General features: G+C 41.4%; 18 protein-coding genes and 1 tRNA gene. 8 read left to right on the forward strand and 11 right to left on the reverse strand.

Annotated features, from left to right (window positions below):
- Positions 1–7 precede the first annotated feature (7 nt).
- The 8 genes from FBF61_RS22625 to FBF61_RS22655 all read right to left on the reverse strand — a co-directional run bounded on the left by FBF61_RS22625 (position 8) and on the right by FBF61_RS22655 (position 4,344).
- On the reverse strand, positions 8–2,026 hold the full coding sequence (locus FBF61_RS22625; RefSeq protein ID WP_138481678.1) for an AAA family ATPase: 2,019 nt from the start codon (positions 2,024–2,026) through the stop codon (positions 8–10).
- A gap of 51 nt (positions 2,027–2,077) precedes the next feature.
- On the reverse strand, positions 2,078–2,236 hold the full coding sequence (locus tag FBF61_RS34690; RefSeq protein ID WP_166444589.1) for a hypothetical protein: 159 nt from the start codon (positions 2,234–2,236) through the stop codon (positions 2,078–2,080).
- A 2-nt stretch (positions 2,237–2,238) separates the two neighbouring features.
- Entirely contained in the window at positions 2,239–2,421 is a 183-nt protein-coding gene (locus tag FBF61_RS22630) for a hypothetical protein (RefSeq protein ID WP_138481681.1), read from the reverse strand.
- Positions 2,422–2,573: 152 nt separating this feature from the next.
- On the reverse strand, positions 2,574–2,876 hold the full coding sequence (locus FBF61_RS22635; protein ID WP_138481683.1) for a helix-turn-helix domain-containing protein: 303 nt from the start codon (positions 2,874–2,876) through the stop codon (positions 2,574–2,576).
- Positions 2,861–3,112, reverse strand: a complete 252-nt coding sequence (locus tag FBF61_RS22640) for a hypothetical protein (protein ID WP_138481685.1) — start codon at positions 3,110–3,112, stop codon at positions 2,861–2,863. Before FBF61_RS22640 ends, FBF61_RS22635 begins: the two co-directional genes overlap by 16 nt.
- A 23-nt stretch (positions 3,113–3,135) precedes the next feature.
- Positions 3,136–3,348: a hypothetical protein gene (locus FBF61_RS22645; protein ID WP_138481687.1), complete on the reverse strand. Its 213-nt coding sequence runs from the start codon at positions 3,346–3,348 to the stop codon at positions 3,136–3,138.
- A 1-nt stretch (position 3,349) separates the two neighbouring features.
- Positions 3,350–4,120 (reverse strand): phage antirepressor KilAC domain-containing protein, encoded by a 771-nt coding sequence (locus FBF61_RS22650; protein WP_138481689.1) that lies wholly within the window; start codon positions 4,118–4,120, stop codon positions 3,350–3,352.
- 5 nt (positions 4,121–4,125) lie between these two features.
- Entirely contained in the window at positions 4,126–4,344 is a 219-nt protein-coding gene (locus FBF61_RS22655) for a hypothetical protein (RefSeq protein WP_138481691.1), read from the reverse strand.
- 55 nt (positions 4,345–4,399) lie between these two features.
- Here FBF61_RS22655 and FBF61_RS22660 point away from each other — a divergent pair, with 55 nt between their 5' ends.
- The 7 genes from FBF61_RS22660 to FBF61_RS22685 all read left to right on the forward strand — a co-directional run bounded on the left by FBF61_RS22660 (position 4,400) and on the right by FBF61_RS22685 (position 10,494).
- Positions 4,400–4,903, forward strand: coding sequence for a hypothetical protein (locus FBF61_RS22660; RefSeq protein WP_138481693.1), 504 nt, complete (start codon positions 4,400–4,402; stop codon positions 4,901–4,903).
- A 50-nt stretch (positions 4,904–4,953) separates the two neighbouring features.
- The gene (locus FBF61_RS34695; RefSeq protein WP_166444590.1) at positions 4,954–5,106 is read left to right on the forward strand and encodes a hypothetical protein; all 153 of its coding nucleotides are present in this window, start codon (positions 4,954–4,956) and stop codon (positions 5,104–5,106) included.
- Positions 5,107–5,504: 398 nt separating this feature from the next.
- Positions 5,505–6,044, forward strand: coding sequence for a hypothetical protein (locus FBF61_RS22665; protein ID WP_138481695.1), 540 nt, complete (start codon positions 5,505–5,507; stop codon positions 6,042–6,044).
- A 77-nt stretch (positions 6,045–6,121) separates the two neighbouring features.
- On the forward strand, positions 6,122–7,087 hold the full coding sequence (locus FBF61_RS22670) for a hypothetical protein (protein WP_138481697.1): 966 nt from the start codon (positions 6,122–6,124) through the stop codon (positions 7,085–7,087).
- Positions 7,088–7,266: 179 nt separating this feature from the next.
- Positions 7,267–8,184: a hypothetical protein gene (locus tag FBF61_RS22675; protein ID WP_138481699.1), complete on the forward strand. Its 918-nt coding sequence runs from the start codon at positions 7,267–7,269 to the stop codon at positions 8,182–8,184.
- A 7-nt stretch (positions 8,185–8,191) separates the two neighbouring features.
- Positions 8,192–9,052, forward strand: coding sequence for a helix-turn-helix domain-containing protein (locus FBF61_RS22680; RefSeq protein WP_138481701.1), 861 nt, complete (start codon positions 8,192–8,194; stop codon positions 9,050–9,052).
- 146 nt (positions 9,053–9,198) lie between these two features.
- Positions 9,199–10,494, forward strand: coding sequence for an alpha/beta hydrolase (locus FBF61_RS22685; RefSeq protein WP_138481703.1), 1,296 nt, complete (start codon positions 9,199–9,201; stop codon positions 10,492–10,494).
- Between the two features lie 132 nt (positions 10,495–10,626).
- Here the strand turns inward: FBF61_RS22685 and FBF61_RS22690 are convergent.
- The 3 genes from FBF61_RS22690 to FBF61_RS22700 form a co-directional block, all read right to left on the reverse strand.
- A tRNA-Val gene (locus FBF61_RS22690) sits at positions 10,627–10,701 on the reverse strand.
- Positions 10,702–10,725: 24 nt separating this feature from the next.
- A complete protein-coding gene (locus tag FBF61_RS22695) occupies positions 10,726–12,039 on the reverse strand; it encodes an MFS transporter (RefSeq protein ID WP_138481705.1) in 1,314 nt (437 codons plus the stop codon).
- A gap of 78 nt (positions 12,040–12,117) precedes the next feature.
- The gene (locus tag FBF61_RS22700) at positions 12,118–12,576 is read right to left on the reverse strand and encodes a hypothetical protein (protein ID WP_138481706.1); all 459 of its coding nucleotides are present in this window, start codon (positions 12,574–12,576) and stop codon (positions 12,118–12,120) included.
- Between the two features lie 137 nt (positions 12,577–12,713).
- On the opposite strand from FBF61_RS22700, the gene FBF61_RS22705 reads away from it, so the two are divergent.
- Complete coding sequence (locus FBF61_RS22705) at positions 12,714–14,354, forward strand: T9SS type A sorting domain-containing protein (protein ID WP_138481708.1); 1,641 nt, start codon at positions 12,714–12,716, stop codon at positions 14,352–14,354.
- Positions 14,355–14,362: the final 8 nt, after the last annotated feature.

The following is a 14,362-nucleotide window of genomic DNA, read 5'->3' on the forward strand; positions in this document are numbered from 1 at the left end:
TATTTATTTAAGCAGTTTGAAATTTTGATGCACCCGAGTGAACTGTCAGGGTGGCCCCTCCTTTCACAATCAGGTTGATGATCTGCGAATCCGTTTCAGGGATTTGAACTGTGGATTCCCGGTTGTCAATCCAGATTGGAGCGTTGACCGAATAGAACTCTGAGAGCGCGTTGATGATGTCAATACCCACCTGGATTTTCCCGGCTGTGTTTAAATCAGACCATGGCACGCCGTTGAAAGTGGTATCGCAGGTTTCTTCCTCACCCCCATTCACCTGCGGTTTGAACATCCGGAACCTTGCAAGTTTGAATCTGCTGTTGATACGCTCTTCAAGCATGTTCATCTTCGACTTGGTGAATGCATCAATGACAAACTCAGATCCTTCATATTCGGCGATAATCTGGGCCAGCGAACGTTCAGACTCTTTAAGCTCATCAATTCTGGCATCCGTTCTTTTTATTTGCTCCTCTCCTGCCAACTTTTGGTTTAGCTCAGCGATTTGCGAAGAAAGAGTTGCTTTCTGCGATTTAAGCCCGCTGTCCTCGGGGATAGATTCATCCGGTTTATTTGATTCCTCCAAATCTGATTGAAGGTCATTGATGCGAATGAGAAGTTGGGCATAATCCGAGTTGGACTCCAACAGCGATTTCAATTCATCCTTTTCATCCTGACGATCATTCCGAGAGGTGGCCAGTTTCTGAAACTCTTTTTTTGCTGCTTCTAGCTTGGATGTGATCTCTGATTTTTCTTCGTCTCTTTGTTGAATAAGCGTGTTATTCGATTCGATTTCCACTTTTGCCTGAATTCCTTTATTGCGGATTACTTCCAGTCTTTTGACTTTATCAGCATTGAAATTTTCTGTTAAAATCTTCCTCGACTCTTCTATGTCGTCGGATTCGTAAGCCCGTTTACATGTGGGGCAACTCATTTCCAAATCGTCGAATACCGGTTGCTTTTCATTTTCGCTCGCCCATTGATCCCGGGTAGGCTGCAACGAAGCCTCTAATTCCGCATTTTTCCTGGTGAGAATGTCTATTTTAGTTTGAACCGTGGACAATTCAAGTTCAAGCGATGATATCTCTCGGCGAATTTTGAGAGGCTGTTCATCCTGCGTCCGGTTTCTTTCACGGATTTCCTCTTTAAACCTGAACTCGATAGCGGTTAAATCAGACTTTAAACTGTAAAATTGGTTTTGCTTGCTTTGTATGAGTTGCAAGCGGCTTTCATTTGCCCTCGCTTTATCACTGATTTGCTCATCGAGTTTTGCCACCTCTCCGGTAAGCCTCTTGATTGAAGCGCGGATAGCGTCGTAATTCTCAGGTTGTGGCTTTGATCTTTCTGCCTCATCAATACGAGAGGGAATCATTTTCAGATCATCGTTAGCCTTCTTGCGTTTTGCCGCAATTTCCTTTTTGTATTCTGCGAGCGTTTTCCCCTGGTTGAGAATACTCGTAAGGTTCATAATCTCCTGCTTATTCGAAAGTGTCGAAATGGAGTCCAGCACGTCCGAATCGTTGATATGCCCAGCAATCGAAAGTAGCGCAGCCCTGCGATCTTGCCACTTCAGAGAATTGAAATAGAGCGGGTTTGTGATCAGCTTGAATACTTGCTCATCCAGAAGTGTCTCAATTTTGGACATGTATTCTTTTTGCTGCATAGGAACATCGTTCCAGTAATATAGCGTTTCATTGCCGACGAACTCGGGCTGCTCCGCTCCTTTTACTTTCTGCCACTTTTCTTGAAACACCCTTTTCAAGATCATTTCAACGCCACTTGCTATCAACACGGCCGAAACTTCGCAGGATACTTTTTCTTTTGACTTGCCGACAAAATCCAATGGCTTGATATTGAAGTCCTTCCTGTCAGCGCTGTCCTTACCGAAAAGCAGCCATGTGAATGAATCGAAGAGCGTTGTTTTTCCGGTAGCATTATCACCGTAGATGAATGTTTCATCCGAGAAATCAAATGATTTACTCTTGATCCCTTTGAAGTTTGTGAGGCTTAGGTGCCTTAATTTAATATCCATTTTTATAATGATTTGCGGTATAGATAATAATTACGTTAAATGCTATACGTCTCAAACTTTCGTGTTCTTCGCTGCGAGAAATCCGGCTGCAATCGCGCATGCAAGGCAAAAAATGAAGATTGCGACGAAGTTTGAGTAGGTGAAATGTTTGTAATAGAATGCAGTTGCCGGGCTGACCATTTCGGTCAGAAACAAATGGTTGAATTTCATGACTACAGGTGTTTTCTGATTTTAGGGATTAGAAAAGCAAAGGCGACAATCAAGACTATTGGGAGATATCCAAGCTCCTTAGTCCAAAGGGTGGGATTCTGGGCAACCCAGCTGATAATCCCGGCAGCGTATTCGTTCAGTGTGACCGCCAGCGCGAGACAGGCGAGTAAAGCTAGTTTCTCCATTTTGGGCCCCTGAATCTTTGAAAGTGAATGTATGCGTAGATTAAAAAGTTTGGCGTCACTGCGATTACCCCGAGGATGCTGACGAGTGACCAGATGAGCTTTGAAGGCGATAACCTTTCAATAATTTTCGTTTTCATTTCATATAGGAGGAGTTAAGTTGGTTTACGTTTGTGGATCCGGTTGTCGGAAAGAAACTGATCAAGGTCTTTTTTACGGTACGTGATCTTTTTCCCGTACTGGGAGAATGGGATCACGTGGTTATTTTTCAAAACATGCAGCCGGCCGGTTGAATAGCCCAGGTACAATGCAGCTTCCTTGTGAGTGAAAACATTAGGGTCTCGTTCCTGTTCGTCCACTTTCTGCTTCATTCCTTTGACATCCTTTTGAATGTTGATAAGCATTTCAGTCCACTGGCTCCAAACGGCCCTGTCGAGAATGATTACGGAATCTGACATTGTTTTTCGATTTTAACCTGTTTACGGTACTTATCCATTGCCTCAATCAAATCATCGATAGATTTGTAAAATGCTGCCCTTTCGCGGGGATCTTCTTCTGGTTCCAAAAGACTGTCAGCGAACATGCTGAACAACCTGGCTTTGTTTACTTTCTTACCACCGTCGTTGTAATACAGAAACTCGGCAACTGCTTTTTCGAGGATCTTTACCGATTTGGGATGAGTCTGCATTTTCATTTATTGGTGGGTTGATGAATTCTTTAAGCCAATCCGCTGGATGTATCGATCATTTCAAGTATTCCGTTGACTAGGTCGAGTCTTCCTGCAGGTGGGTGTTCTGGGCTTGCTTTCAAACTGTCCTGGAACATGAGCCACAGCTGCATTTTCAATTCATTTTTCTGGCCCAGGCGGAAGAGCTCAGCGATTGAAGTTAAAAGCGGGTCTTCTGGGAAGTGGTTTAGGGAAGTTGTCATGTTACTGAGCGGATAGAAACTTATGAATGAAGTACTGTTGTCCTTTACCATTGACCTTTACCGTGGGTTTCAAAAAGGCACTGGCTGATCCTTCGTGTATTACTGTCTCCTTTACCCGGAACACTTTAAGATCAATTGCCCGCTGCGTTGGCCAGTACTGGATCTCGTACTTATTTTTCTTGGTGCTCCAACGTTTGCGTCTTTCCAGATAACCGCCTACCACCATCCATTCGTACAGCCGGTGTTCACCGATCACAAATCCGTTTTGAGCAATCAGCTTTGCCAAGTCCCTCATTAAGATGTCGGTTTCGCTTGTGGAAACGGCATCGGCGAAGGCAACTTTTGGTTTGTCGGCTTCAATTTGCTTGGTGGCTTCGTTTAATTGGAGAATTGCTTTTTCCTTTTCAGTTTCGGCTTCCAGTGCCATTTGCAAAATTTCCCTCCGAGACAGCTCTTTCGATGTGACAATTTCTTTCAATCGCTTTTCGCAAGCGATAAAGTACTGGCGGGCCTGTTTTCCTTTTTCTGAACGTTGGATCATCGCGATTTCCTTGGCACAATCCAGTGTCAGTATAAAGTCATGCTTCATAACCCCTTGACTTACAGTCGTCTCTTTTTTGAGATAGTCAACATCCTTTTGGAATCCGTAATCAAACATTCGGTGAATCCAGTCAATGAAATTCGATTTGGGACCAAGAAAACTGTAAAGTTCCCGACCGTCTACAACTTGATTCCCTTTGGGAGTGCAACTCACTTTGATCAGCTCGTCCATTGTTCTTAAACAAGTTGAAGTTTGGTTTTTGTCAATTCAAGTACTTTGGCCTGAGCCTTCAAAATATCCATCATCGTCGTTGCTCGGACGTACTTTTTGCCGTTAACCGCTCGTGCATAGGTCATACGCGACACACCGCTCATTGTAACCGCTTCTGTAACTTTTCCAAGACTCTTCAACTCCTGGTGCCGCTGACGTATATTTTCCTTAAAATCGATGTCCATTTGGCTACCTTTGTTAGTATAATTTGTGTATAATTGAATTAACATGTACAAAGATATGCGAGATTTCTCGCATTTGCAAATAAATATGCAAGAAAAATCGCAAATAAAACGAAATATCTTGCAATTCCTTGAATATAAAGGGATTGGAAAATCAGAGTTTTATCGACAAACAGGGATAACACGCAGTGTGCTAGACCAAAACAACGGAATGAGCGAAGATAATCTTGCGAGATTTCTTGTAAAGTTCCCCGAGGTGAGAGCTGAGTGGCTTATACTTGGAGAAGGGGAAATGTTGAAAGCAGAAAATAATTCAGAAAATGCTGCAACCACAATAGAAAAAAAATCGAACCAAGTCGAGGTATTAAAAACCGAGTTGCTCGCCGCGAATGACTCAATCAAATTGATGCAGCGCCAGATAGTTACATACTTAGATATTATAGATGATCTTAAAAAAGAGAATAAGGAGCAGCAGGACAAATTCTCTCAATTACAGGAAACCGCATCCAAGTTGGCCGAGGAAATACAAAAGTCACAAAAGCTCAAAATGCTTAAATTATAGTGGATGATTTATCAGTTAGATATCATGAGTCCAACGAAAGGATAAAACTCATGGAACGGCAAATTTCTGGGTATCTTGATGAGATTGAAAGACTCAGAGCAAAGGTTGAGATTGAAGAAAAAGCCTATGCCGCATTAAATGGATTATTCACGAAACTCATAGATCAAAAGATGGCAAAAGGGCAGTTTGGCTCACTTTCATAATTTAGAATTCAATAAATAGCTCACAATAAACCCTAATCTATCAATGGAAACAAATGAAACTATTAAACAGATGCAACGCCAGATCTCATGTCACATGGATATTATTGAGCGACTGAAGCGCGAGAACCAGGAGCTCCGAAAGAGTAACACCAATCTAAAAAATACTCCGATGGTTTTTTCTGAAATGTAGTTTGCCCTTCTGGAATTTAGTTTGGTTGCTGTGAAACGGAAATAGAACTATATCGACTTAGATCGTAATAAAACATCAAAAACAAAATAACAATTGAATAACCCACTAGTTTAAAATCAGTTACATTATACACCGATAAGAATAATTATACTTGAAATTGTACCATTTGACATTTTCATATTTACCCCCTCTCAATACTTATACGCGCATGAAGAATTTAATCTACTTAGCAATCACTCTAACCATATTAGGTGCCGGAGGTTACTATTACTGGTCGACACAAAAGGTAAAAAAATACGAGCAAGGTGCTCAGGAGTCTGTACAAACCATGTTACTGACAGCTCAGTTAGGGGAATCGGTTATCGATCTGTACTCGACTGTTTGGAGAAACGCTATTTATAAAGAGGGTGGATATTTTAATAGGGAAAGCGAGTACTATTTAAAAGATTTCAATGAAGCATTGTCGGCTGCCCAGGCAAATTCTGTCAAGAGTACTGACATGATACTGAAAAGCACAATGCACATTGACTCGTTGGTAAAATCTCTAAATGACCCTCCGGCAAAATACCAAGCTCTCCACGTCAAACTGATTGATTTATATGGGATCTATAATGAGTATGTTTCATTAGCTATCGCCCCAAAAGGTTCGTTAACCAGCTTTAATGATAAGACCAACGAACTTTCAAGTGCCTTACTGAAGGTTAGAAAGGAAATACTGGTCCAGATGCCAGATCAAAAAATTGAGTAATCACTCCTTAAACCGATCCGTAACAGTATTGAAATCCCTGAGAACAAATAGATTTCTAAATAAAAATATTTCCTAAAATGCCAGAACCCTCTCCCAGTCTATCAGCAATAAAAGATGCCCTAAGCAAAATAAATATCGACGACTTGCAGATTCAATATGATAAAGTGACCAAAGGACAGCTTACGAAGACCAGGTTCAGCAATTTGAATCATTTTAAACAGGCCATTGATAGCATTGAGTCCTTGGGGTTAAGATTTCATTTTATCAATCTATTAAAAGAGTCAGAAGTATATCTAACTAATTATGATAGTTTCTCGGTGGAGGGATTATCTGGACAAGGAATAATAGATTCATCGTACATGCTACATAGCCAGATAGCTTCAATATTAGATTTCTTGAACCAAACGATAAAAGCCGACCCACCCGAAGCCATTCGAATCAAGATCCCAGAATCGGACGATTTCCAAGAGATGGCTGTGCATTTAAATGATTTCAAAAAAGCTATTTCGATACCGATTCTTCACCCGGATGTTAACGGGCAAGTGAAAATTTTAAGAGGAGAACCGGGCTCGGTTTTGCTAGTCGTTTGGCTTGGAACATTAAAAGCCTGTAAAATGGTCGCCGAGCTATGTTGGTCAACAATGGTGATCATTCAAAAAAAGGAGGAGATAGAACGATACAAGGAGCACACCCGCACACTAGAACTTGAAAATGATTACAAAGAGGCAATTTTAAGAGCCCAACAAAAGCAATTAGATAAGTTCACTGAAATAGAAATTACAGGGATTTTGGATAGAGAAGATATCACTCCTAATCCTGAATATATTCAAACCTTGAAGATGTCTATTAATACACTCGACCATCTATTCAGAAAAGGAGCAGAAATTCAACCAGCATTAGGTGCACCGCAAGATGTGATCAAGCAATTCCCCAAGATGGAAAAGATGTATCAAATCGAATCGAAGGTCAAGCAAATAGCTGAAATAGCAACCCCGGAGGCGGAAGTTAAAAAAACGAGAAAAAAGAAAGGAGTTAATCCTTAAACCGATCCGTCCAGGGAGGCTGAACTATCCAAAGTCCGACAAGAGCCGCGCAGCAAATGATAAGTATACATTGAGCAGGAGCGCTCAGCTTAAAAAATAAGGATGTAAGATCTTCCATAGTGTGAGAAAATTGATCTCAAAGTTAATAGGATTTTAGAATATATGTATTTCCTGGTATTATGAACATAATTGAGTTCAAGAATGAACTAAGCCGAATTAACTTCGGCCCACATAACTTCGCAATTGATAGGTACTTCGACCCGAAAAAATCAACCAATATGGTGAAGGTGTCGGGATTTAAAAATTTCCGGTGGTCATTGGACGAGTTAGAAAGAACTGGAGCATTCAACTCTATAATCAACGCGCTCAAAGGGACCACGTTGCTAACAATTGAAGACGACACCTTCTCCCTCCCAGAGGAGGTCTATTCAGTGAGTGTCCCGTACTTAAATGACCTAAATAATTCCTACAAAGCATTTGTCGAGTTTCTGGAGCACAATTTCCCTGAACCAGAGGGTGAATCAATTAGAATTAAGCTTCCAGAAACAGAAGATTTCGACGAATTAGAGAAAACCGCCAATCTTTTAAAACACGCACTTTCAACTCCGTTAAAACTGCCTGAGATTAACGGATCATTAAGGATAATCAGAGGTGAACCCGGATCGGTCTGGCTGTTGGTAGGGATAGGCGGTTTGATAGCTATGAAATTGATTGCTGAATTGTGCTGGGCTGCCGCAGTTGTTAGAAAAAAGAAACTAGAAGGGGACTTTCTTGCACAGCAAGTCAGGGAACTTGAAATGAATGTCGATCAAAAGGAAGTCGTCTTCGAGGCGCAGAAGGTTTATATTAACAAACTTATCGAGTCTGAGGGGGAGGCGCTTCTAACGAAAATGGACCTCCCAGAAGGACACATAAAGTCCATAACTCATGCAATAATTTGTTTAGAAGAAATTTTCAAAAAAGGTGGCGAGGTACATCCAAGTTTAACGACCTCTGAAAGTGTCGCAAATTTATTTCCATCTAATTCAAATTTCCACATTCTCGAGTCTCATATAAAGCAACTTGGAGACCGTACCAACTCCGAATCTAACATATAATCCACACATGGCAGAAGAAGTACCAAAGGATCAACCTACTGAACCAAAGAAAAAAAGATTCCGCAGATCAACCACACCGAAGAAGAAGCCGGTAAAGACTGCGGATCTGCCCGATTCGATTGAAATTTTTGAAAGGTTTAACCAGGTAGTCGATTACTTATTGAAGGAGAAAATAATGAAGAGTAAATATTACTTCACAAATAAGTATGGCCTGGGTGCTACGATCTTCAGTTTAAAATCAAACAGTAAAACCGCGTCCTTAGTGCCGGCCGCGTTCCTGGCGCTTTTAGTGAAAGAATTCGGGGTTTCTGCTCATTGGCTTTTGACAGGTGAGGGCCCGATGACCTACAAAACAATAAAACCTGAAGATCAGGAGGAATATACTTTCCTGAATGAGGTCAAAGAATTTGACTTAGATGCACTCATACCGCACCATGCGACGCTATGGATCAATAAACCTTTAAAGATCTATAAAAGGGAAGGCTCCAAAAATTATTTCCTTTACGATAGCGAGACCAAAAAGCTTTTTGAATTTGAGTCTGGGGAGTTCAACCCGTTGACAAGAGCAAATGAATACAAAAAAGTCTTGAAAGCGTTTCGGGAGAAATTTAAACCAATATTGGATTACAACTTTACCAGAGAAGTAACAGATTTCAATATCGATGAGTACAGGCAAGTAGCAAGTTGGATCAGGATAAAGTTTTTCACAATATATAGCAAACCAGGTCTATCTACTTTCTTTCTGTTGGATCAGAAACAAAACAGACTGTTTGAGTTTATCGCTCTCAATCATTTCAAACTTGACGACGAGAAAGAGCAGCGCAAAGTTGTTAAAGAATTCCGCTTGATGAACTTCGATAATAATTGAATTAGGACTGGATAACGGGCTCCCGAGTGGACTTTCAGTGTCTATTATTTTGAATTTTACTTTCGGAAAACAGTTTGTTAGCTAACTGATTGAACAAAATGACCCTAAGCATTTAAAAGTATTGGAAACCAAAAATCAATCAAGAAATGGTTGCTTTACTAATATTCCTTCTGGTAATCTCGATTCTCAACCTTATTTTGTCTGTCGCTGTTTTACGGGCTGTATCCATATTTTTTCGTTCAAGGCCTGCCGACACGCATTATATTCTGGCATCTGCCAAAAGGTCTAAGTACATTGAAGTTTTAGTTGATGGTTTAGAATATGGCGAAACTAAACGGATAGTTTACAATGCGCGGCCAAGAACAAGCGAGGATGACATATTCACATGGTATAATGATCTTAATAAAGATAAGCCCACAATCAAAGAATTATTGTTTGTGACAGACAGAAAATTTGTTGCTGATCCAGAAAGCAAGTCGACTATTTCTGAGCGGCCAAATCTTTACATTCATGCAAAAAAATATTACGGCACAGAGGGGGTGGATTATCCTATGGGATATGAGTTAGGCCGATGTTGGGTATCCATTCCCAAGAGCCATAAATACGGAGGCTTGGAAAAACCTTTCAGCGTCTTTGGCTTGCAGCTGGAAGCGGAATCGGACCAGGATCATATCGTCTTTAAAGGGTTGGAAAAATTTACTTATGAATATTTTTGCGACTATCTAAAAAGCCACGGAGGAATATCGAAAAGCGCCTTGGTCTATATTCATGGATACAACACGAGTTTTGACGACGCCGCAAAACGAACAGCGCAAATGGTTTATGATTTAAATTTCGGCGGTATTGGGATGTTCTATTCGTGGCCATCGCAAGAAAAGACAGTCGCCTATCCAGTCGACTCTGCAAATATCCCCTGGACGGAGATTCACTTAACAAATTTTCTACAACATTTCAGCAATATCGAAGCTATCGAGAATTTATACATTATTGCGCATAGTATGGGCACCCGACTAGTAGAAAACGCTTTGACGGCACGCAAACAGCGGGGTAACCCAAAACAAGTTATTAGGGAATTAATACTCGCCGCACCTGATATAGACGAAAGGATTTTTAAAGAGAAGATTGCTCCAATACTCCCAGGAGTTGCAGAGAGAACGACTGTCTACCGATCCGGCGACGACGTCGCGCTACTTGCCTCCCACAAGTTCAATGGTTTTGCCAGACTGGGCGATGTTCGTAATGGCATCAACACATATAAGCAGATTGATATGATCGATGCGACCGGGTTCAAAACCGACTTTCTTGGTCATAGCGACTATGCGTCTTCTCCTGAGTTATTATACGACATTAACGGGGTTCTGGCAGGCAAGCCGATTTCAGAAAGACCGCGGCTATTAAAAGAGGAACATGATCCTGTCCCTTATTGGAGAATTTACAAATAGCAGTACCATAAAGATCGATCCTGAAACACAAAAAAAGCGAGGATCTTAGTAAATGTTTCAGTGTAGTTTCAGTCAAATTTCCAAAACCACACTTAAAACGCTGATTAAATGCACGTTGAATAAAATCAAGAGTAGGACGTAGCGGGTTCGAACCGCTGACCTCCGCCCTGTCAAGGCGGCGCTCTGAACCAACTGAGCTAACATCCTTTTTCACGAAGTCGCGATATTAATTTAATTTCCATTACGATCCAATTCATACTGATAAACTTTCTGTGATGGAATTCTGGATAGCAGAATCAACCCAACCACAAAGATCAAAAGCAGTGCAAGGATACTGTTTCTCATACTGCCTGTCAAATACTCTACGGTACCGTAAATAAAAGTCCCGATCACAATGGCAAGCTTCTCGCTGACGTCATAAAAACTAAAAAATGAAGCCGTGTCCTGTGTATTTTCCGGAATAAGCTTCGAATAAGTTGCACGCGAAAGTGACTGAATGCCTCCCATTACTAAACCCACCGCGCATGCAACAATATAGAATTCCATTGCCTCAGTAGTAAAGTACGCTCCGGTACAAATAAAGATCCAGATCGTAACACCCACCATCAGCGCATAAATATTGCCTATTCTCGCAGACAGAGAGGCGAAAGCAAATGATCCTGCAATCCCTACCAGTTGAATCAATAAAACAGTTATAATAAGACTCTGCGAAGGTAATTTCAGTTCACTTGCCCCGAAAATTGTGGCTACGTACATAACAGTCCTCAACCCCATGGTATAAATAAAAAAAGCGCTGAGGAACTTCGCAAGATAGGGCTGGTCTTTTAGTTGGAAATAAACCTTTTTGAGTTCTGTAAATCCATTCAATAACCACCGGCCGTTTTTTTCACGTTTAATATGTTGCGAGGGCAGATAATGGAAAGGGATCTGCGCAAACAGTATCCACCAAAGCCCTACTGTGAAAAACGAAATCCGGGCAGGCAAAGCTTTTTCAGTGATGCCATAAAACTGCGGGAAAAGTACCATGCTCAAATTGAAAAGCAGCAGGATTACGCTGCCCAGGTAACCCATCGAAAATCCGCGCGCACTATACCTGTCATAGTTTTCTTCGGTTGCAATTTCGGGAAGATACGAATCGTAAAACACAATGCTGCCGCTCCATCCGATCAGGCTAAGCGCAAAAAGAAACACAGACAATATGAGTGTATCTTTTGTAAAAAAATACAGCAGCATGCAGCTGGTAGCGCCCAGATAACAGAAAAACTTCATAAACCTCTTCTTCTTGCCCGTGAAATCGGCAATGGCAGTACATAACGGAATGATGAGAGCTGTAATCAGGAATGAGACGGAAACCGTGTAGGAAAACAAGATGGAGCTTTTTATTTCCAGCCCGAAAAAATGAATATTGGGCGTTCCTGATATGCTCAAAGCTGTGGCGCTGAAATAAACCGGGAAAATACTGGAAACAATAACCAGCGCATGGACAGAATTAGCCCAGTCGTACATACACCAGGCATTGATGATAGAAGGATTGTTTTTTTGCATGAAAAACGAATTTGATGCAAAATAAGAAAAGCGACAGATTTCTCCGTCGCTTTCTTATTTATCAGGTGTCGTTACCACCTACTTAATGACCGGTGCAAAAACCATAATAGTTTCTTGCTCTACACCATTGACCGGCATTTTACTTTTCAACCTTAACTTGCTGTTAGATAATTCCTCTACCCCAAATTCGCCGGAGAATCCCGATATTTTAATATCGAGTATCTTACTCTCATTGATAAGATACCAGGTACCTCCGTTGATCACCTGGCTGGATCTCTGATCAATGGCTTTGGTAACATTGTTTTTGAGAAACTGTATATCCATTACTTCCTTAATAGACTGAGTCTGAGTATTGAGCTGCTTGATTGGGATGTCCGTACCTTTCAAATCTGTAACAGTGGACATCCGCCAGGGATAGTTGATCAGAATTTTATCCTTTTCAGTTGGCTCAGGAGTTACATTGTTATCTTTATCTTTACAGGAAGCCAATAACAACAACGCTGAAAAAAGGGGTAACAGAACGAATAATTTTTTCATTTTGATTCTTATTTTATGTTTCAAGGCAAACTTATTTCGGTTGTTAGCTATTTTTTAAATGACCAAAGAACAGCAGCCTTCGCGGAAAAATTAAATTAGCACATCGCAAAATTAACGAATTTGTTTCGTCAATTCTTATGAAACACCTTACAAAGATCTCAATACACACCTATTCGATTGTCGGATTTTTCCTTCTGATATGCCAATTCCAACAGGTTTTCAGCCAGGATTGTGAGCCTGCCTATACACTTACACCAGTCGCCCCGAATAATACGATTGAATGGAATAAATTCCCGGAATTCTCCCTTCCCTTTAAAATTATTTACAACGGCCCCAGGTTTGACGATACGCAATCTCTACCCCTAAGACATGGATTCAGTCATCTGGCATCGTTTAGCGGGGCGGAGCCAGGCTCACTTGATCCTAAAAACCGGGCGGCTCTCTGGTACGGAGTTGCCACTTCCAGCGGGAACCAGCCTTGGGCAGACAACATGCTCCGCAGCCCCTGGCAAAACGATACTGTGGCTTACCGCAATTATTGGGACAACTATGCAAGGATTATTTTTGATGCAGATATTATTTGTCTGGACATAGAGAGAATGCAGCGTGAAGACCGGGATATCCTCGCACTAAAATCCAATAACCAGATCCCCCAGAATTATCGTTCCCTCAATGACGCGGATTTCCTGGCTACATATAAAAGGGATATGCGCTGGTGGTACACCGAGGCCATCAACCGTTTCAAAATCCAGAAACCGAATTCCAGCGCGCTAGTATCCAGTTACAGTGATGTTCCGGTTCGTAACACCTGGTTGAATATTACTGCAAACAGTTGGCAGGACTGGACTACAAACCTGGCCCGGACCCATTATCTGACCCAGGACAATTCGGGAAAAATTGGCGGAAGCTTTTACGATGCAATGGATGTGCTTACGCCGTCGCCCTACTATTATTATGGTTATAACCACCCGATAGGAAAGGATTACCTATCATATTTGTTGTTTAATATTGAAGCAAACCGCGCTTGGAGCGATAAACCGATTATTCCATTTGTCTGGATGCGGATTCATGACAGCTACGATCCAAATACACCATTGATCGAGCCTTTTGTAGCAGAAGCCACCGCTATATTTCCATTTTTTTCCGGGGCAACCGGCCTCTGGCTTTGGGAAAATCCTTTCTTCCCCGGATCCCGGCAAGAAAATTATGCCCCTTACGAGCATTTTATATACGGACTTTACCGGCTTTCTGAATTTAAAGATATGTTTGAAGGAGCCTATCAGCTGGTTATTCCGCAATCGGCTCGTGATAATATGGAGCAGCAGAATCCTGTTTGGCGAGGTGTTGTCAAGGGGAGCAATATTTTAATTGCCGCACAAAATCCTTATGCAGAAGATAACGAAGAAACAGTTATTACCGTCTCTTATCAGAGGTGGCTCAAAACAATTACATTGAAAGGCAAAGAGATTGTCCTCTGTAAATTTGACCTGAACGACACCGTAAATTCTTCAGAACCGGTTTTATCAGATGCTTATATCTATGCAAATCCGGCACAATTTGATCTCAATGTTGTACTAACCGGCATAAATGGTTCCACTGATGTTGATTTTTCATTGCTGAATACCAAAGGTCAGGTGGTCTTAACAAAGAAGATTCAAGCTTTTGCCGGTGAAACAAGAGATCACATCGCTTTGCCACGACTCGCTTCTGGTATGTATTTTGCACGTTTTGCCAGCAATACCCGGACCATAACCAAAAAGGTTGTTGTCAATCAATAATAATTCTC

This window comes from Dyadobacter bucti (assembly GCF_005869225.1).
Classification (GTDB): Bacteria; Bacteroidota; Bacteroidia; order Cytophagales; family Spirosomataceae; genus Dyadobacter; species Dyadobacter bucti.